We start from the raw sequence: 18,866 nt of genomic DNA, 5'->3' as shown, positions 1-18,866 counted from the left end.
TTCTATCTTTTTTTCATTTCAAAAAACTCACAAGCTGCTCGGTCATAATAGGTCAAATCGCTGACGCGCGTTTGCACCACGACTGTCGTATCACTGAAACGTAGAACAACTGCATTGGAATCGACGATATGATCATCCTTAAAAATGCGAACAACACCCTGTCGGTCAATGACCTCCTGAAAATCTGCATCCGTATGTAAACGTTGATTCCTAGCCATGTATGTATGTTCCCCTTACCTCATTAAAATAGTTCTTTTTATTGTACCACAAGGTGACGAAATGCCCGAATTTAGACGAACGCCTATGCCTAGCCGAGCATAGAATGTAGCACCAATTGCTGCTAGGGCAGAGAAGGCGTGTGGTGCAGGATGGATATTCAACTTTTACCGATTCATTGGGTCTATTTAGTGTTCATTGGTTTCATTCTTACGCTTCTTGTTAAAAGAAGAGATACGACGATGATTTGTGTGGTGGGTATTTTTACATTAGGGCTGTTAGCAACGGAGACGTTGAGCGGCTCTGTATCAGGTGTATTTAACAGTTTTATTTATGCGACCAAAGAGTTAATGGGGACGATTATGATTATCTCCATTATCGTGGCCATGAGCCGCGTCTTAATTCGCACGGGGATTAATGAAACGATGGTAGCGCCGCTGACCAAATTTTTGAGAACACCAGCACTCGCATTCTGGGGTATTGGGATCATTATGATGGTGACGTCCTGGTTTTTTTGGCCTTCCCCTGGGGTTGCGCTGATTGGCGCTGTGCTATTACCCGTGGCTGTTCGCGTTGGTTTGCCGGCACTTGGTGCCGCGATGGCAATGAACCTCTTCGGACATGGGATTGCGCTATCTGGTGATTACATTATTCAAGGCGCGCCTAAATTGACAGCGGATGCCGCAGGATTACCGGTATCTGCCGTAATGGAAGCGAGTGTTCCTCTCGTCATTGTGATGGGGCTTGTGACGACAATAACAGCTTTCTGGCTGATGCGCCGCGATATGAAAAATGGGAAATGGCGCAGCGGGCTCGTCGACTCCCGATTAGAGGAAAGCGGAGGCCTCGTTCCTGTGGAGGAAGAGACCAAAGTGCTGATCGGAGAGCGTTTAAAACGAACACTAGCTATCCTAATTCCTGTGCTGTTCGCGCTAGATGTTATTGCTATGTTTGTCTTGAATTTGCAAGGCGGTGATGCAACCGCTCTCGTGGGCGGGACTGCGGTGTTTATCTTAATCGCAGTCACCTTAATCGCTCATCGCAATGCGGGTGTGGAGAAAATCACATCGTATTTAATTGAAGGCTTTGTGTTTGGTTTCAAAGTCTTCGGACCCGTCATCCCGATTGCGGCTTTCTTCTATTTAGGTGACTCCGCGATCACGGAGCTATTTGGTAAAATACTGCCTGAAGGTTCACACGGTCTCGTGAACGACCTAGGCGTGGCACTCGCAGGCGTTGTGCCTTTGAATGGAGCCATTGGTGCCGTGACATTAACCGTCGTCGGCGCCATTACAGGCCTTGATGGCTCCGGCTTCTCGGGCATTTCCTTGGCGGGCTCCATCGCGCAGCTGTTCGCGACCGCCATTGGTTCAGGCGCAGCAGTGCTGACTGCGCTAGGGCAAGTAGCCGCCATCTGGGTCGGCGGCGGGACTTTGATCCCGTGGGCGCTCATTCCGGCCGCGGCGATCTGCGGTGTGAGTCCGTTCGAGCTCGCGCGACGGAATCTGAAGCCTGTGCTGATCGGATTGGCTGTGACAACGATTGTGGCGATGTTTTTGGTGTAGGTAGCCGCAAAAATGGAAAATGGGCACCTCCATGTTGGGGTGCTCTTTGGTTTGGGGGCTAGACGCGGGGAGAAGAGTAGAAAAGAGAAGAGAAAAGTAGAAAACCTGCGAATATGCAGGTTTTTTTACCGATTTCCCCCTGTAGAGGGGGGATTCCTGCAAATATACATCTTTTTCTCCTCATTTGAACCCAGATAGATGAAAAACCCTTTAATACCTGCATATTCGCAGCAATTTGCCGATTGTTATAGAAATGCTTAAAAAAGCCTGCATTTTCGCAGGTTTTACTAAACGAGTACCTACTCAGTCACTATCATCTTCCTAATCCAACTACTCACTTCCCCATTCACCTCACACTGCTCCTCTTCCACAACACCGCTTCCCTCCACCACATACCGCACCCCACCGGAGCACCCACCACATCTCACTGCAGCACATTATTCCCCTCAAAACCACACACTGAACCCCACCGGAGCACCCACCGCATCCCACCGGACCACACGCCACTCCTCACCTCTTAATACCACACACCGCTCCCCTCCACGCACACTAGTCCCATCAAACTAGCCCACTCTCCCCAACACACTCCATCGACTTCAGCACATACGAAAACTTGAAAATCAACGATAATGCAGCGCAAGCGATGAAAGCCACTCCTATTCTCCGCCAAATGACCAGTAAGATCCTCTAAATGGCAGTTGCCTATTGTCTATCATTCGCAGTAAGCTTGCATATAAAGGAAAGATTTCCAAAGGGAGCTGGGACAGATGGAAGCGAAATTTTGCAGCAGCTGCGGAGCTGCCATGGAGACGCGTGATGTGGATGGTACCGAGCGAAGAGCCTGCACAGCATGCAGTTTCGTTCATTGGGGGAACTACAGCGTTGGGGTTGGCGCACTAGTGATGAAAGATGAGAAAATTTTACTTGTTCGTCGAGCACAAGAGCCAGGTAAAGGAAGATGGACAAATCCTGGCGGCTATATTGAGCAGCATGAACTCATTCAGGATACAATCACCCGTGAAGTGATGGAAGAGTGCGGTGTTGAAGCTTCCGTTTCACGTTTAGTTGCTCTGCGTGATTTGCCAAGAAGCATACATAATGTGTACATTGCTTTTGAAATGGACTACATCAGCGGAACCCCTCAGCCAGATGGCGTAGAGGTAGATGCAGCAGGTTTTTATAGCCTTGAAGAAATGGCTTCCATGCCTGTAGCCGATTTTACCAAGTGGCTCATCGATGTTGCCATGCATGCCAAAGGAGATGGGCTCGTAGAGGATACGGATCCAGTAATTACGATGCCTGGATACGGATTGTACCGTGTGCCCAGGGTAAATACTGTATGATCGAACCTATCATCCAGCTGCGTGGCCACCATTTGCTATGTCTACTGGGCTATAGAGGGATGGGGTACTCCCCTGCATTTTGTGAGAATATGACGACGGTGTACGAGCAATTGCGGACTGAGCCTGAGACGATGATTCGCGTTGTGCTGGGTCCAGATGATTTATGCGCCGAATTTCCGAAAGATGAAGTTGCGCATTGTGAGAACCGGACCGTGTATCAGCGTGACGCCGAAATCGTTGCCAAGCTTGGCTTAGCTGTCGGTATGGAGCGGACGTGGGCGACCATATGTGGTCAAGTTGCTCTAGAAGTGCGGCCTGCGGACATCAACAACTTATGTGCAACCTGCCGCTGGGAACCCTATGGCGTATGCGCGGATGGTGTGCGAATCATCGGAGAGGGTGGCGCCTTGCCGCCCGTACCAAAGAAAAAATAAAAAGAACTGTCCACACGTAGAGTCAATTGTCTACATGAGGACAGTTTCTTTATTTTGCATTCCGAGTTATTTTATACAAAAATACTGACATCCGAACCCATCTCCAGCTTCTCAGCAGGGGATGTCAAAATATTTGCGACCATCCGCATCTCATCGATGGGTTGAAGAAAAGATCGTAGCTGACGGCTGTCCTTCTGATCAGGCTGCAGCCACTTCTCCATGTGCTCCTCATCGAGAATGGCTGGCATGCTAGCGTGATACGGAGATACAACGGAGTTGGATTCCGTCATTAGCATCATGCACGTACGCAGCTCCTCTCCACCGGAAGGTGCTTGCCAAATATCGTAGAGCCCCGCGATGCCGAATGTTCCGCTCCGCATTTTGAAACGAATCCACTCAGTCTCCTTCCCTTCCGTCCGCCCCACGTAGAAACTGCTGCAAGGGATGACGCAACGTTGCTTTTTGACAATACGCTCGAATACGATGTTGGAGAATATGGAGTTGCGTTCACCGCAGACAGCATCTTTGGCCCAGAAAGGCATTAGTCCCCAACGAAATTCATCTAACAGACGCTCTCCTTTGCGATTAATCATCACCGCAGACACAGATTCAGTAGGTCGCACCTCATACCGATTGGAACTGTAAGATAAGAGCCGATCGACGCGGAATTGCTTCATGACTTCGTGCACATCAGCCAGTATGGCTATGGAATGACACATGGTTATCACCTCATTAGATTTTGGTATATTATTTTCCTAATGCAACCAATTCATGTATGAGGCTTAACACTTTTTTCCACGGCAACTTCAAATGAAAAACCCAGAAGCATTATGCTCCTGGGTGTAAGGGTTATTCAGCTATCGGAACTTGAATATCTGCTGCATGGACATGAATGCGATTCTTGCCGTTGCGCTTGGCGATGTATAAGCATTCGTCAACAAGCTGAAACCATGCTTTTTTCATCGTGTTTCGATTATACGTTGCGAGTCCGATGCTCATGGTCAATTTGTAATCAGGCATTTCTGGAATGACGGTATCACGAATGGTTTCCATAATTGTTTCGCAAATGGGCAGCACATCCTGATGCGACTTCCCAACGAATAGAACAGCAAACTCCTCACCGCCGTACCGAAAAGACATATCATCCGGGCCAAGCACGTCTTTGAGGAGGCTGCCGATGGTTTTGAGAACAACATCACCAACCCAATGACCATAATTATCATTAATGAGCTTGAAATTATCAATATCCATCAGGGCGAGCACAAGAGGTGTATCGTGGGGCATATGGGAAATAAGGTGGTCCGTATGCTCTTGAAAAGAGCGATGATTGAAGAGCTCCGTAAGTGCATCAACTTTGGAAAGACGGTCAATCATGACGTTGCGAATCAGTAGATCTTGCTCGCGTACGACCGAATTCTGAAGCCTGGCAAGCAGATCAAGCCCGCGGCTCATAATCGCAAAACAAAGCATGGATGTTGCGGTAATAATCGTGAGGGATACAATGATCTCGTAGGGGGTTGCGGATTGTCCTCTAGCCATTTGGATGCATAGCAGTAAGAGTAAATAAGCGATACCGAGACTGTAAGCGAAAATAACATATCTTTTCTGAAAATAGATCGATGCTAACAAAACAGGCATGCTGAGCAGCTCGTAACTGTGTGTCATTTCAGGTATACAAAGGATGAATATACTAATCATGGTCATGGTCCATGTGATCATGATAAAATCTCTATAGTACTTTAGATAGTGCATGGCCAAATAGCCTAAGCCCATAACAAGTAGCTGCAATGATGTAGGAACAAGTTGGAAGCGGATGAAGCTATCGAACCCATTCATCGGTTGCTCACTAATTTCAAAGCCTAAAGCAATCGTAGCAGCTATTTCATAAATGATGAGGATCCACCACAGCATTCGAATGAGCTTTCGATTCCAAGTTGGATCATGTGCTGGAAATTGTTCCATCAAAAGGAGGCCACTTTCCTTTCAGGGCAGTAGGTGTCGATATAATTTGTGCCTTATCCTGATATTGTAAAGAATAACCCCCTCTTTACGCAAGCAATTAATGATGTTAACCGTTTGTTAATAAAAATATACAGAGTCATTGGGGAGGCTTATGACAGCTCTAGGGTATGTGCATGCATGGGAACATTATAAGGACGAGCTTCTGCTGCTTGATAAAAAGCTAGAGCTTCTCTATAAGCGTCGTCAAAAGCTGACGCCTGATCCGCAAACGGATTCATTCCGCGGAATGTTTGTATCGGAAGACGAATTTATTCGTCTCATTGGCGGATTCAGTTCGGAAGAAGAAATCGATGAGGAAGAGCATGAACTGCTTGGACGAATAGAGTTGCTGGACAGCTCAATCGCCGATCGCTTGGCTCATAGCCGCAAGTCAGGTGTTTTTCTGCCGTTGGCTTATTTGTCTACGGTTTTCGGCTTTTCTTCTATAGAAGAGCGCATCGTTATGCTGGGGCTAGCTGTGGAGTTGGATCGGAAGTATGAGCGTATTTTCGGCTTTCTGTTAGACGATCTAACGAACAAAACGCCTAATATCAGCTTAGCGCTGCAAATTGCTTGCCAAAGTCCGGAGGACATGCGGGCTGCGCGTACGACATTTATGGCGCCGGATGGCAGATTAGCCCGCTATGTGCTGCATCCAGACACACTTGTCGTGGGCGGTCAGACCCTATTGTCCAAACCCTTGCAGCTGGATAAACGGATTGTGACCTTTCTGTTGGATTCAGGGGAGTTAGATCCGAAGCTGAAGCCGGCGGTTGAGATTGTGTATCCGGACGATGAACTCTCTCCCTTGCTGGTTCAGGAAGATTTTCAGCAGCGGCTGCGCGGTTTTATTGCCGATATGTACGAGGTGCCCGTGACTGAGCGCAAACGCCTTGCTTTTCACTTATGGGGAAATGCCGGGTCTGGTAAAAAGCTGCAGGTGAAGCATCTCAGCCGCTCCTTCAATAAGCCGCTGCTGCTTGTGAATCTGGCAGATGTCCTTTTGCATGCGGTGAGCTTTGAAGAGCAGATCAGCATCATCGTGCGCGAAGCGATTCTGCACCAAGCTGTGCTGTGCTTTACACAGCTGGAAGTGCTTTACCCCGATGAGCCGGACTTGGCTGCCCAGCAGCGGCTCGGTCGCTTCCATGAGCTGCTCGACGGCTATGGCGGCATGGTCTTTCTCTTAGCCGGTAAGTTCAACCGGCTAAGCTGGAAGCCCAAGGAGCGGCTGCTCCTTGAGCATGAGCTTGCCGTGCCAGACGAAGGCGGGCGCGAACGCCTGTGGCAGGCATTCGCGCAGGAGCTCGGCGTCGCTGGCGATGTAGATTACCGGGTGATGAGCGGCAAATTCCGCTTCACCCCAGGGCAAATTCGCCGCGCGCTCACGCTGGCGCGCGGGTACTCGTCCTGGCAGACGACAGCTGCCGGGACGGGCAATGCCGGCGCACTGCGCAGCGATGCGCTGTATAAGGCTTGCTACCAGCAGGTGCAGCATAAGCTGGAGCGTAAGGCAACGCGTATTGAGCCTCGCTATGGGTTTGGGGATATCATCCTCCCCCCAGAGCAGAAGGATCAGCTCCGCAACGCGTGTAATCAAGTAAAGTATCGCGGCGTCGTGTACAACGATTGGGGCTTCGAGAAGAAGTTAGCCTACGGCAAGGGGCTCAGCATGCTCTTCGCCGGGCCGCCAGGCACAGGGAAAACGATGTCGGCGCAGGTTGTAGCCGGGGACTTACAGCTGGAGTTGTACAAGGTAGACCTCTCCCAAGTGATCAGTAAGTACATCGGTGAAACCGAGAAGAACTTGCACGAAATTTTCGAAGAGGCGCAGTTAAGTAATGCGGTGCTGTTTTTCGATGAGACGGATGCACTGTTTGGGAAACGCTCCGAGGTGAAAGATTCCCACGATAAGTATGCGAACATTGAGACTGCGTATTTACTCCAAAAAATGGAGGAATATCAGGGCATCACGGTTTTGGCTACCAATCTATTAAATAACATTGATGAAGCCTTTTTGAGGCGGATCAATTATGTCATTAAGTTTCCGTTTCCGGACCCTGAATATCGGGAGAAAATTTGGCAGTCCATGTTTCCGCCAGCAGCGCCTCTTAACGATGATGTTGATTTCAAATATCTAGCCCAGCGTTACGAGATTGCAGGGGGGAATATCAAGAATGTTGTTCTCTCTTCCGCTTTCTTGGCGGCGGAATCAGGTGAATCTATTCGGATGGGGCATATTATCAAGTCGATCCGACATGAGCTTCAAAAATCAGGTAAAATCCTTGCACGACAAGAGTGGGAAGATTACTAGATATACTAGAATATGTAAGTAAAAAGGCGGACTCACACATTGTGTGAGTTTGCCTTTTTGTATGCTGTATACGCCATTATTTGGTCATAAATCGCCAAAATTCGCGGAAAATGCATAAATAAATAATATAATTCCTATAGTCAACCTGAGGGTTTACATCTATAATAGAAAAAGATACATAATGCGACATAAAGATCATCTTTTTTACAAGATTAATAGGTATTTAGAGGCAGGAAGTGACACTCATAGGCAATTATTCTGTGATCGCTGACGTAAGTGCATCATTAGTTAAGCTACTTAGAGAAAACATGACCCCAGATCCCATTCCACAACCAGAAATGATTGGTCTAGCATCACCAGTAGATAAAGGGGACTTCTATCTCTCTCTCTATCTTTATAATGTTCGTGAGAGTGGCAACAATCGCCAAACCCATATGATTGCTAGAGGAACGAATGAAATTCAGTTTCCTCCTATGGTTGTCGATTTATCATATCTAGTTACCGTGCAGTCGCCGGCTGAACTCTCATCGCGAGCACTGGATGAGCATCGGATTCTTGGCAGAGCGATGCAGGTATTCTACGATCATTCCATCCTTAGAGGTTCAATGACAGTCGGTACGTTAGCTGAGCAAGATGAAGAAGTTCGTATCGTCATGGATCCTTTTAAAGGTGAAAGTCTCATGAATATGTGGAATTTCTCAGACACCCCATACAGACTCTCAGTCGCCTATACGGTGGGGCCAGTACATATTGATTCAACGCGTATCAAAACAACTAAAAGGGTTTCGGAAACCGATTTTCGTATTCAAGGTTAGGAGGATCCACCTGTGGATCAGATTCGAATATCACAATTGAGATCCCGTGTATCCCTTGTTGTGTGTGTGATTGACGCACTCTCCTCTGGGGCTCCTCTTGGCAACAAGACCACTGTACACCTAGAAGGCTCCCGTTCGAAAGCAATTCGCAAATCGAATGGTTCCTATATATTCAACGATTTATCCCCCGGCGAATACCGATTATCGGTACATAGCGAGTATTATTTTCAAGAACAAACAAACATCACGGTTGGCACACACAATTTTATTGAAGTCGTTCAAATGAAACCGTTACCTTCATACCCATTTTCCCAAGGGGCAGGACTTATTCGAGTCATGTTGCAGAATGCAGCAGGGGCTCCGATCTGTGATGCTCACTTACAGTCGACCGTGCTAACGGAGGACTGCGCGCGCGCGCGATTAATGGTTGATCAAGCTGACAAAGGCGCGATGGAAATGACTTTAGGCTCATTTACAGGCGGCATTGTGGCTGGTGATGTGTATCTGCTGCGTGGAAGAGGTTCTCAAGCCTCGGAAGAGGTTATTCGGATTTCTGAAGTGCTCGAGCATCAGAAAAGATTCCGATTATTGAATCCTCTGACCCAATCCTATTCCCGTGGCGCTATGCTGTTACCTGTGCAAGAGACCCGAAGTACAGAGCGTGGCGAGGTTGCCATTGCTTTTCGAGGGAATCGAATTCCGTCGTTTCAGACGGACTTGGTCATTACGTATGGGCCGGGTGGCAAGCAAAGTCACAGTATCCAAGATCTCGCAGTAGCTGAAGGAACAACAACCAATCTTGGCACGATACGTCTCGCGTAACCCTAATTAGCAGAATGGACACGTCCATCTTCTATACAAAATGACAAGCAGAAAGGAGAGAACTGGTTTCATGTCTTTGGCCATATTTATTGAGTAAGCAGTGCCATCTGACTGAACTGGGGAACAATGGCTGACTATTTATCACCTGGAGTCTATGTGGAAGAGTTTGACAGCGGAGCACAACCGCTTGAGGGTGCAAGCACAAGTACGGCCGGGTTTATAGGGCTTGCGCAAAGAGGGGAAATTGAAGGTGTCCCTCAACTGGTTACGAGCGTAGCTGATTTCCACCGTTTATTCGGTAGCTACTTGTCCGAGAATGAATTCGGCGAATATCGTTTCCTTTCCTACGCAGTAGAGCATTTCTACTTAAACGGAGGTAATCGCTGTTTCGTTATGCGTGTAGCGCCAACTGACGCGAAAGTTGCAACGAACAAAGCGGCTACGAATAAAGAATCAGCAATTATTGAAATTGCTTCCAAGAACCCTGGAACATGGGGGAACCAAGTACGTATCGTTGTTGTGCCAGCTAGCAAAGCAAAGACGCAAATCTATGAAGTGCTAAGTGAAACACAATATCGCGTGAAAAACAACGCTGGCTTCAACGTTGGCGACGTAGTTGCTTTCGAAGCAGCAGGCGCGAAACAATACAGCAAAGTAGTCGCTTCCCAAGATAACATTATCGAGTTGTCTGTGGCACTTGAAGGTGATGTTGTTGATAGCGGATTGCTACCAGCAAAAGTATTGACGACAAGTGAATTTACACTTCACGTATTCTACGGTGACGAAGCTGAGACGTATGAGCGCGTTTCCTTGAACATTACAGCAGCGAATCACATTGAGAAAATCGTTTCCCGTTCTAACATTATTACGGTGAAGGATTTGACAGAAGGTCAAGATCTTGGCGCAATCGCTCCTTTCGAGGTGCTTTCTGGCGAGAACGAGTCCGTAGGCAAATTCCAAATCGCTTTGTCCGGCGGCAGCAACGGTTCCATCGCAAATGTAACGCCTGATATTTATATGGGTGTTGACCGTGGTCCTGGCAAACGTACAGGGATTCAGTCCTTCATCGATAACGATGTGGTATCCATCATTGCGATTCCAGGTGTAACTGAGCCTACGGTTCAATTATCCCTAGTAGCGCACTGTGAAAACTTGGGCAGCCGCTTCGCGGTTCTCGATATTCCACGTGAGAAAACAAAAGTTGCAGATGTGATGACACACCGCAACATCTTCGACAGTTCTTATGCGGCTATGTACAACCCATGGTTGCAAGTTTTTGATCCATTAGACAAACGCAATATTTACATACCGCCATCTGGCTCTGTCATTGGTATTTACTCCCGTTCCGACCAAACTCGTGGCGTACAAAAAGCGCCTGCGAATGAAGTCGTTCGCGGTGCCGTTGGCCTAGATTGCCAATATAACAAAGGCGAGCAAGATATTCTAAACCCACAAGGCGTTAACTTGATCCGTCATTTTGCTGGACAAGGTATTCGCGTTTGGGGTGCTCGTACAACATCGTCGAACGGTTTATGGAAATATGTGAACGTTAGACGTTTGTTCATCTTTATCGAAGAGTCCATCAAGAACGGCACGAACTGGGTTGTCTTCGAACCGAATGACGAACAGCTTTGGGCACGTGTACAGCGGACGATTGATGCGTTCTTAACGCGGGTATGGAGAGATGGTGCTCTAATGGGCGGAAGTCCTTCAGAAGCGTTCTACATCAATATTGGCCGCAGCACCATGACACAGGACGACATCGATAATGGTCGACTCATCTGCGTAATCGGGGTTGCACCGGTGAAACCTGCCGAGTTCGTCATCTTCCGCATTACTCAGAAAACAAGAGAAGAATAGTCTAACGTTAGATATCACGCATATTAGGAAAGGGGTATACTATGGCTGGCGAACGTAGGGATCCATACCGCAATTTTAGATTTAGAATTGAAGTAGAAGGTATTCAACAAGCTGGATTCAGCGAAATCTCTGGATTTGATGCTTCCCTATCGGTAATTGAATACCGCGAAGGAAACGAAACTATCACGCCTCGGAAGCTTCCGGGACTTGCAAAATACGGGAACATCTCATTGAAATGGGGAGTTACAGACTCCATGGATATGTACAACTGGATGTCAGAATCCATTCAAGGCAAAATCTCCCGCAAAACGGTCACGATTATCGCGATCAACGAAGAGGGCGGAGATGTAGCTACTTGGCAAGTCATCGAAGCATGGCCATCCAAGTACTCAGCACCAAGCTTTAAAGGGACTGGGAACGAAGTAGCTATCGAGAGCTTAGAGCTTGCTCATGAAGGTATGACACGTACGAAGTAATACAAGGTTAGAGTAGGTGCCGGAGCGTATGTCTCCGGTTCCTAACTCTTCTTTTTGTTAAGAGGCTTAGCCTCATCACCACAAGATTATACTTATGAAGCTAGTTTTCTGGAGAAAACTTTAAGGGGGTAACAACAACATGGCTTTCAAAACAGAATATGAATTTGAACTTCCTAGAGGATATGTGGATGATAACGGTACGCTTCACAAAAAAGGTGTTATGCGCTTAGCGACAGCTGCGGATGAAATTTTACCGATGCGTGACCAACGTGTTCAGCAAAACCCAGGCTACTTAACGATCATTTTGCTTACACGTGTCATTACCAATTTAGGGGACTTGCGTGCGATTGATACACGTGTCGTTGAAAAGTTCTTTACAGCAGATTTAGCATTCTTGCAAAACTTTTATCGTCAAATTAACGAAATGGACGCGCCAAGAGTTCATACAAGCTGTCCAAAATGTGAGCATGAGTTTGATGTGGACGTGTCTTTTTTGGACGAGATGGCGTAACGGGTTATCCCATAGACAAAATATATGAAGAAGTAGGCTTCATCGCTTACTATTTTCATTGGTCACATGATGAAATTATGTCCATGGAACACCGTGAACGCCGTACGTGGTGCGAGGAGATTTCCCGCATCAATCGCAATTTGAACGAAGAAGGTAAAAAACAGCCAGACAATCCGTTTGATGTGTTTCGGTAAGAGGTGAGTAACAAACAATGGCGAAGTCATCCAAATTGCATAATGTAGGCGGTAACTTTCGTTTTCTCGTTGAGCTTGATGGACTGATCGTTGGAGGATTCTCCGAAGTGACGGGCATGAAGTCAGAGATCGAAGTAAAGCCGTATTGGGAAGGTGGCTTGAACACCCATCCACACTACATGGTCCAACATACGAAGTACCCGAATATCGTGCTCAAAAGGGGCATTAGCAATGCCAGCGAGCTATGGGATTGGTACAATAACGCTGTTCAAGGCAAAATTAGCCGTAAGAATGGTTCCATTCTTTTGTACAATGTTGAAGGAAAAGAAATGTGTCGTTGGGAATTTACGAGTGCATTCCCTGTGAAATGGAACGGCCCAGACCTGAATGCAGGAAGTGCGAATGTCGCGATTGAATCGATTGAGCTCGTGCATGCGGGATTGAAGACGATTTTTAAGAAATAAGTTTACGAAAACATTTAGGGGGATTGTTCATGAAATCTCGACAATCGCATAAACCCCTTGGTAAGAAGAGTAAAGGTAAATTGCGCTTTGCTAAAGGCTATCGCACGACAACGGTCGGTCACACTTCTCGTCAGGCGAAGCAATTTGCTTCTGGCATTATGGGGAAGTATGGATGGGATCGCGATAATTATTTAGGCATGTTTGCTCTTATTTTTAAGAGCAAGGGTTTAATGACGGATAAAGAATTAGCATCCATTAAGAACCCCAGTGATCGCGCATGGATTTTGCAATTACAATTACAGCTGCAAAGCTTGAAACACCCAGAGTCAGCACCTTTAATAACGAAACAACAAACGATTGAACATATACAGAAGTTAGTCGCACAAAGCGGTTATCGTCTGCCCAAGCAAGTGATTTTAGAAGAGAAACAACAAGAGCATAAACGATTGTCCTCTGAACTGGCACCAGCAGTTGCTGATCTGCCAATCAAGAAAAAGAGAGGACGCAAAAGTAACAAATCCAAAGTATTAGAAAGCCAACTCCTGACTAGGGAAGAAAACGAACATGTCGCTAAAGATGGCGATGTGAAGTCTGTCCAAGCAGGAATTAACGTCGTTAATAAACGACATTCACCGATTATTCAGCGTTCGATGAGGCAGCTCGTTGCTTCGATAGGTATGCTAGCTCATTCTACAAGCAGCAAGACGAATCAACCGAGCCCGATGGTGAATGGCGTTCAACATACAGGTCCTACAACGAATATTCAGCGGAAAACATTACAATTATTATATAAACAGGCGTCGAGTAACGGAGCGCAGACCTCAGCCCGGGCAATCAAAGGTGATGAGAACAAGGAAGGGAAGACCAAACATTCCAATGTTGCTGATCACGTTGATGCGATACGAAATACGTCCAATTGGTTGGAACAATTCCAATCTGGGAAACTGATTTTGGGGCATAGCGAAGACAAATTCACTGGTGCTCTCGCATCTGAGCAGGCAAGTCTGCCGGCAAGTCCATCGCTTTTGGGAATGGCTAAGGCTATTTTACAAGAGGTAACACAAACGCCAATTCAGCATAGAGGAACGTCATCGTCAGGTTCGCCAATTAGGCGTAAGGCTGAAGTGCTAGGAACAAGCTTTACAGAGGAACTATCGCCAATTGAAACTAGAAAGTCGTTGAAGCTTGGCGAGGGTCCGTTTTCAGGAAAATCTTCTCCGAGTGCCGTGCGTTTTATTCGCAGTTTATTGCTCAAACACGTCGAGGAGCAGGAAACACAAGCAAGTAAGCAAGCTTACCTTGAACAAGCTGAGACTGAGGATGCTACACGTAAAAGTAGTGATAGATCTTCATTAGCATTAGCGAAAGGTTTTCTTTCCTCAAGTGGACAACCCTTGGCAATTAATGCTGCGAGTTTAACGTCGCGTTTACCTAGATCTATGCATGCCTCAACCAGAACGGCTAGTCCTAGTCGCAGCGGAATGAGAGAATTTGATTCCAGTACGACAAGAGTATGGCGCAAAATAACTGGGCAAGAAGAAGCTTTGCAGCAACAGGCATCTTCCGGTGAACGGCAAGAGCAGGGCTCTGGCACAATGGAAGTTGTTCAGAGACTACACCAGTTACAAGAGCAGCATCAAACATTACAGCTGAATGAGCAGATTGAATTATTGGCTGCCAGACAAGGTCTAGCGCAACAGCAAGAACAACAGGAACAACGAGTAACACAGATACTGCAAGAAAATCAGATGCAGCAAGAACAGCAGATACAACAAGAAAATCAGATACAACAAGAAAGACAGCAATTACAACCCAAAAGCAGTTTGTACGAACAGAGTGAACAACAAGAAACACCAAGTAAGGACAGTGCGGGATCGCCACAAGGGAAAGATGGATACCAAGAGCAATCCGATCAGCAAGTAAGGAATGAGGATGCTGGATTTACCGAATTGGTAAAATTGCAACCCGTGGAACAACCAGTTAAGCGAAAGAGAGGAAGACCACGCAAAAATAGCGGGGGCATTCCGACGACGCAAGAAGCGGCGAGTATTTCCGTTAATGGCATTAATGAATCCATCGCTAGTCTTCCGGATATAAGATTACAAACAGAAGATGCAGTACCTGTGCCTGGAGCTTATCAAGAGCCAGAACAGGACACAGCAGCTTCCATACGAGTTAAGAGTGTGACGGCCTACCCAAGTCAGGTGTACACAGAGCCTGTTCGGATGGAGAAGAGGCGCGCAGCACAGAAAATACAAAGCAACGAGAGCTGGTTGCAGCAACTCGTTACCATACAAAGACAACCCTCTTCTGATGATTTCTTCATTAGAAGTACAAATAGTGTTAGTAAGGGCAAAGACATACGAACTAAATCAGCAGGTAAGCTTATTCAACAAAGCTTTAGAGAATCATTAAATCAATCAGCCAAGAGAAATGAGCAGTTGCTTGGTAGTCAGCCACTGCATCGTCAGAATCGTCAAAAAGAAAATCAAGTGAGCCGAGGCTCTCATCTCCAACAAGAACAAAATCAATTGGAAGAAGCAGCTCCGAGTGTTTTTCAGATGAGACCTATGGCACAAGCAGATGATACCCTTCATACAGAAGTTACGTTTAGAAGGCAAGCTGATAACGATAGGCTGCAAACCATTAGGCCAGACAATCAGCAGTTCCGTAGTCAATCTCAAGTTGGGAAGAGCAATCGACCTGCTGGGGAATTAGCTAAAGAGATTGCAGCTAGAGTTACAGATGCAAGCATTCGCTCCATTGGAATCTTAGTTCCAATGTCTGCTAAGCAGGGGGAAAGTAAAACTAGCCGAGAGGTTGTGCGTTTGCTGCGTTCTGCGCATCGCCAATCTGAAGCAGGTACTAATCAATTAACAGGTCAGGCACAGCCAGGCACCACCGGAAATAATATCCCCTCAGTAGCGCAAGGAACGACGGTTCAACAATCTTTAGGAGCTGAAATTGCATCGAAGGCAGCACACAATAGCATCACTTATGTGACATCGAGTAATAAGTCTAAGGTTGTAGAAGGATCCCATCAGCTTCAACGCAGGTTACTTGGACCAACTAGTTCAGTCGAAGACAGCATAAGGAACGTTTCAACGGAGATGTCAGGTGTCAGTAAGTTAAATGGTCGTGTTGTTGCTTCAAGCCAGACGCAATCTCTTGCGAACGAATCAAGCTTGCATGAGACAACTAGCGCACGTACGAAGGGCAGATCAACGGGACTTTCACCTCTGGACATGGTTAGAAGGGCTGGAAGTCAGTCTCGCGTTAATCGTGTGAGAGAGCAGCAAGCTACCATTCAGCGTAAAATTGATTTAGGACAGTTTACTTCACAAAAGTCACCGATAGGTACGCAATCATCATCTGTATTAAGTGGTGAGATGAGTACTTCGGTTACCCGATCATCCCCAACATGGGAGAGAAGTCTGTTAACCCTTCGAGCAGGCCGAGTAGAAGATGGCACGGTAACAAGACGAATAAGTGCTATCGATCAGCAGCAACATACTCCAATCTTTCAGACTTCCAGTGCGTCCGAATTAAGCGCGCAGGAGATACGATCCACGGATAAAGAGCAGGAAAGCCAAAGTAGGAATCTACAATTAGGACAGGCACAGGAATCCCTAACCAACGATTCTATACAACAGAATTCTTTATCAAATCAGATGCAGGGAAATAAAGAAAACGTAGAAGCAGAACAACATCGTTCAGATTTTGCTAATTCTTTACAAGAGGATCGTGTAGATGGAGATAGGAACGCGCAGTTTAATCCACCATCTAGAGAGCTTGTACGTGGGCAGCGTGTACAATCGGAAGATAGTCGCATAGGTCATTCTCTGCAGCTGAGGAGAATGCGGAGCGTAGAACAAGGCTCGCTCGTTCAACGTTCCCTAGGCATCGAGAACGGTGGTATTCAAGCAAGAAGAGCTAATCTAGTAACAAGTCCCGTAGAGCAATCGTCTGGCAACTTGATAGCCAGGAAGGCCATGTCGGGCTCTGTGAATGAATCTGCAGGCATAAGCATGACAAGCTCTGCTCAAACAGGACGAACTGTTATCCAAGCACAAGGTCAGTTGCCAAGTCAGAAAGCGGCCATGCAAAGCGCGAATAATCTTATTCAACGAGTTAGCGAGACGAGAATTAGGCAGTTAATGAATAGAGCAACCCAGGGTGATAGTAGGCAAGGTTCTAACCCAAGAACTGAGGCGTCAGAAACCTCACGAAACGGCACGGTAACTTGGTCAAAGGCGCAAGCCGAACACGTTCAGAGACGAGTCATCGTCGAAGATCGTGAGCGCGAGCCTAAGCGAGAGGAACGTGGTTCGGAGAGCCACTTGGAAGCGGAGCGCTTTCAAGTGGACTCGGCGGAGCAAACCATTAGGGCTATGATCAGCGCGCAAGTCGAAGAGCGCGCACAAGCCCTTGAACCTGCGGCGGCTTCGCCTGCCGCAGAGGTCGTGACAGGCACGCGCGTTGCACGCGCGCCAAGGGCTCGCCAGAGCGCAAGCATGACACAACGTGTCATGCCGGTGCTGGCGAGCAGCGCAGGAGCGCTTCGCGCTGCTCCTGCGGGCATAGCTGCGGCTTCGCCCGCCGCAGCGGAACAACGACTGCCCTCCCGTGGGATGGGCAGTCTCATTCAGGCGGCTGCCTCCGGCAGAGCCGCAGCACCAACTGCTGGCGTGCAGCGCGCCGCCAGCCTCACGAACAGCAGCAGCCAAGGCATGCCCGCAATGAGCATGCTCATGCAGGCGCGAACGCAGCAGCCGCCAATCGGCGCGAGCCAGGCAAGCCCGCCAGTGAGGAGCGTGCCTATGCAGTCGCGCATACAGCCAACGGGGCTGTCCGTGCCGGCTGCAGGGCAAGAGCAGCTGGCTTCGCCAATCAGCATGCTGGAGCATAAACAAGCTGTAACTAGTCAGCTTGCAGATACACCGCTGGAGATGGATTGGCTGCGCACCAAAGCGAGTGCGGATCAAGAATCAATACCAGCAGCACCTGTTGAGCAGACACCACCGGAGCTAAGCGAAGAGCAGCTGCAAGAGCTGGTTAAGCAGCTTCCACAGCTGGATATCGCCAAGATTGCGGAGAAAGTCTACCGCGAAATTGAAAAAAAGATGAAGTTCGAGCGGCAACGGCGTGGTGTATAATGAGTAATCATATGAATCGTTAATAACGTTAATTATATACATAATGGCAGAGAGGACGGATACCTATGGCGCTCAAGAAAGCGATGATTATTGTTCATAAAGGCAGCAAAACCGAAAATGTGCAAGTGATGTTCAATCCGGGCGAGTATACGCTCGACACCGGCAACAGCTATTCTTGGAAAACAGTGCCGGGTCTGTCCATGCCGATTGCACAATTTGTGAGTGGAGGCACATCGACGCTCACGATGGATTTTTATTTTGACACCTATGAGAAAGGCACGGATGTTCGTCAGTTGACGACGAAGATTTCAGGTCTTCTGGATGTTGAAAAGGAGATTCATGCTCCGCCACTTTGCCGATTTGTGTGGGGTTCACTGGATTTTAAAGGAGTCGTTGAGAAAGTCAATCAGCATTTCACCATGTTTCTCGATACGGGAGTTCCAGTGCGTGCCAAGCTGAAAGTGACTTTTAAATCAACGCTCAGTAAGAAAGATCAGTTGAAGCAAATTCCACGTCATTCCGCAGATAGAACGAAATTAAAGATGCTTAACCAAGGTGATCAACTGTGGACGATAGCTGCCAATGAGTACGAAGATCCTACGCTTTGGCGGGAAATTGCGAAGGCAAATGGTATCGATAATCCAATGAAAGTGACCACGGGACGCCGCATTTCAGTTCCGAGGTTGGATTAAGCC

The 18,866-nt window shown here is 47.5% G+C and carries 16 protein-coding genes; 13 read left to right on the top strand and 3 right to left on the bottom strand.

What is annotated here, in order from left to right; genetic code table 11:
* Positions 1-2 precede the first annotated feature (2 nt).
* The gene (locus AC58QT_RS25030) at positions 3-218 is read right to left on the bottom strand and encodes a hypothetical protein (RefSeq protein WP_173116080.1); all 216 of its coding nucleotides are present in this window, start codon (positions 216-218) and stop codon (positions 3-5) included.
* A gap of 150 nt (positions 219-368) precedes the next feature.
* Between AC58QT_RS25030 and AC58QT_RS25025 the strand changes: the two genes are divergently transcribed.
* From AC58QT_RS25025 to AC58QT_RS25015, 3 genes are all read left to right on the top strand, one after another.
* Positions 369-1,781 (top strand): hypothetical protein, encoded by a 1,413-nt coding sequence (locus AC58QT_RS25025; RefSeq protein ID WP_497411368.1) that lies wholly within the window; start codon positions 369-371, stop codon positions 1,779-1,781.
* 767 nt (positions 1,782-2,548) lie between these two features.
* Positions 2,549-3,124 carry an NUDIX domain-containing protein gene (locus AC58QT_RS25020; RefSeq protein ID WP_497411367.1) on the top strand — a complete coding sequence of 192 codons (576 nt, stop codon included), beginning with the start codon at positions 2,549-2,551 and terminating at the stop codon, positions 3,122-3,124.
* The gene (locus AC58QT_RS25015; protein WP_497411366.1) at positions 3,121-3,558 is read left to right on the top strand and encodes a DUF1284 domain-containing protein; all 438 of its coding nucleotides are present in this window, start codon (positions 3,121-3,123) and stop codon (positions 3,556-3,558) included. Before AC58QT_RS25020 ends, AC58QT_RS25015 begins: the two co-directional genes overlap by 4 nt.
* Positions 3,559-3,629: 71 nt before the next feature.
* Here AC58QT_RS25015 and AC58QT_RS25010 read toward each other — a convergent pair whose 3' ends face one another.
* Both AC58QT_RS25010 and AC58QT_RS25005 read right to left on the bottom strand, forming a co-directional pair.
* The gene (locus tag AC58QT_RS25010; protein ID WP_497411365.1) at positions 3,630-4,277 is read right to left on the bottom strand and encodes an SOS response-associated peptidase; all 648 of its coding nucleotides are present in this window, start codon (positions 4,275-4,277) and stop codon (positions 3,630-3,632) included.
* A 130-nt stretch (positions 4,278-4,407) separates the two neighbouring features.
* On the bottom strand, positions 4,408-5,520 hold the full coding sequence (locus AC58QT_RS25005) for a GGDEF domain-containing protein (RefSeq protein WP_497411364.1): 1,113 nt from the start codon (positions 5,518-5,520) through the stop codon (positions 4,408-4,410).
* A 151-nt stretch (positions 5,521-5,671) separates the two neighbouring features.
* On the opposite strand from AC58QT_RS25005, the gene AC58QT_RS25000 reads away from it, so the two are divergent.
* From AC58QT_RS25000 to AC58QT_RS24955, 10 genes are all read left to right on the top strand, one after another.
* Entirely contained in the window at positions 5,672-7,873 is a 2,202-nt protein-coding gene (locus tag AC58QT_RS25000) for an ATP-binding protein (protein ID WP_497411363.1), read from the top strand.
* A 236-nt stretch (positions 7,874-8,109) separates the two neighbouring features.
* Positions 8,110-8,688: a Pvc16 family protein gene (locus tag AC58QT_RS24995; RefSeq protein WP_497364043.1), complete on the top strand. Its 579-nt coding sequence runs from the start codon at positions 8,110-8,112 to the stop codon at positions 8,686-8,688.
* 12 nt (positions 8,689-8,700) lie between these two features.
* Positions 8,701-9,510 carry a carboxypeptidase-like regulatory domain-containing protein gene (locus tag AC58QT_RS24990; RefSeq protein ID WP_497411362.1) on the top strand — a complete coding sequence of 270 codons (810 nt, stop codon included), beginning with the start codon at positions 8,701-8,703 and terminating at the stop codon, positions 9,508-9,510.
* A gap of 126 nt (positions 9,511-9,636) precedes the next feature.
* Positions 9,637-11,370 carry a phage tail sheath subtilisin-like domain-containing protein gene (locus AC58QT_RS24985; RefSeq protein WP_497411361.1) on the top strand — a complete coding sequence of 578 codons (1,734 nt, stop codon included), beginning with the start codon at positions 9,637-9,639 and terminating at the stop codon, positions 11,368-11,370.
* Between the two features lie 41 nt (positions 11,371-11,411).
* Entirely contained in the window at positions 11,412-11,846 is a 435-nt protein-coding gene (locus AC58QT_RS24980) for a phage tail protein (protein ID WP_056612231.1), read from the top strand.
* A 139-nt stretch (positions 11,847-11,985) separates the two neighbouring features.
* Positions 11,986-12,357, top strand: coding sequence for a hypothetical protein (locus AC58QT_RS24975; protein ID WP_068664310.1), 372 nt, complete (start codon positions 11,986-11,988; stop codon positions 12,355-12,357).
* Between the two features lie 11 nt (positions 12,358-12,368).
* Complete coding sequence (locus tag AC58QT_RS24970; protein ID WP_081787256.1) at positions 12,369-12,551, top strand: DUF6760 family protein; 183 nt, start codon at positions 12,369-12,371, stop codon at positions 12,549-12,551.
* Between the two features lie 17 nt (positions 12,552-12,568).
* A complete protein-coding gene (locus tag AC58QT_RS24965; RefSeq protein ID WP_497288638.1) occupies positions 12,569-13,015 on the top strand; it encodes a phage tail protein in 447 nt (148 codons plus the stop codon).
* Positions 13,016-13,044: 29 nt separating this feature from the next.
* Positions 13,045-18,171 carry a hypothetical protein gene (locus AC58QT_RS24960; protein ID WP_497411360.1) on the top strand — a complete coding sequence of 1,709 codons (5,127 nt, stop codon included), beginning with the start codon at positions 13,045-13,047 and terminating at the stop codon, positions 18,169-18,171.
* A gap of 65 nt (positions 18,172-18,236) precedes the next feature.
* Complete coding sequence (locus AC58QT_RS24955; protein WP_497288636.1) at positions 18,237-18,863, top strand: CIS tube protein; 627 nt, start codon at positions 18,237-18,239, stop codon at positions 18,861-18,863.
* The last annotated feature ends 3 nt before the right edge of the window (positions 18,864-18,866 follow it).

The organism is Paenibacillus sp. J31R109 (assembly GCF_059692055.1).
Note: the sequence above shows the minus strand (reverse complement) of the source record. Positions and strands in the feature narration are given on the sequence as shown.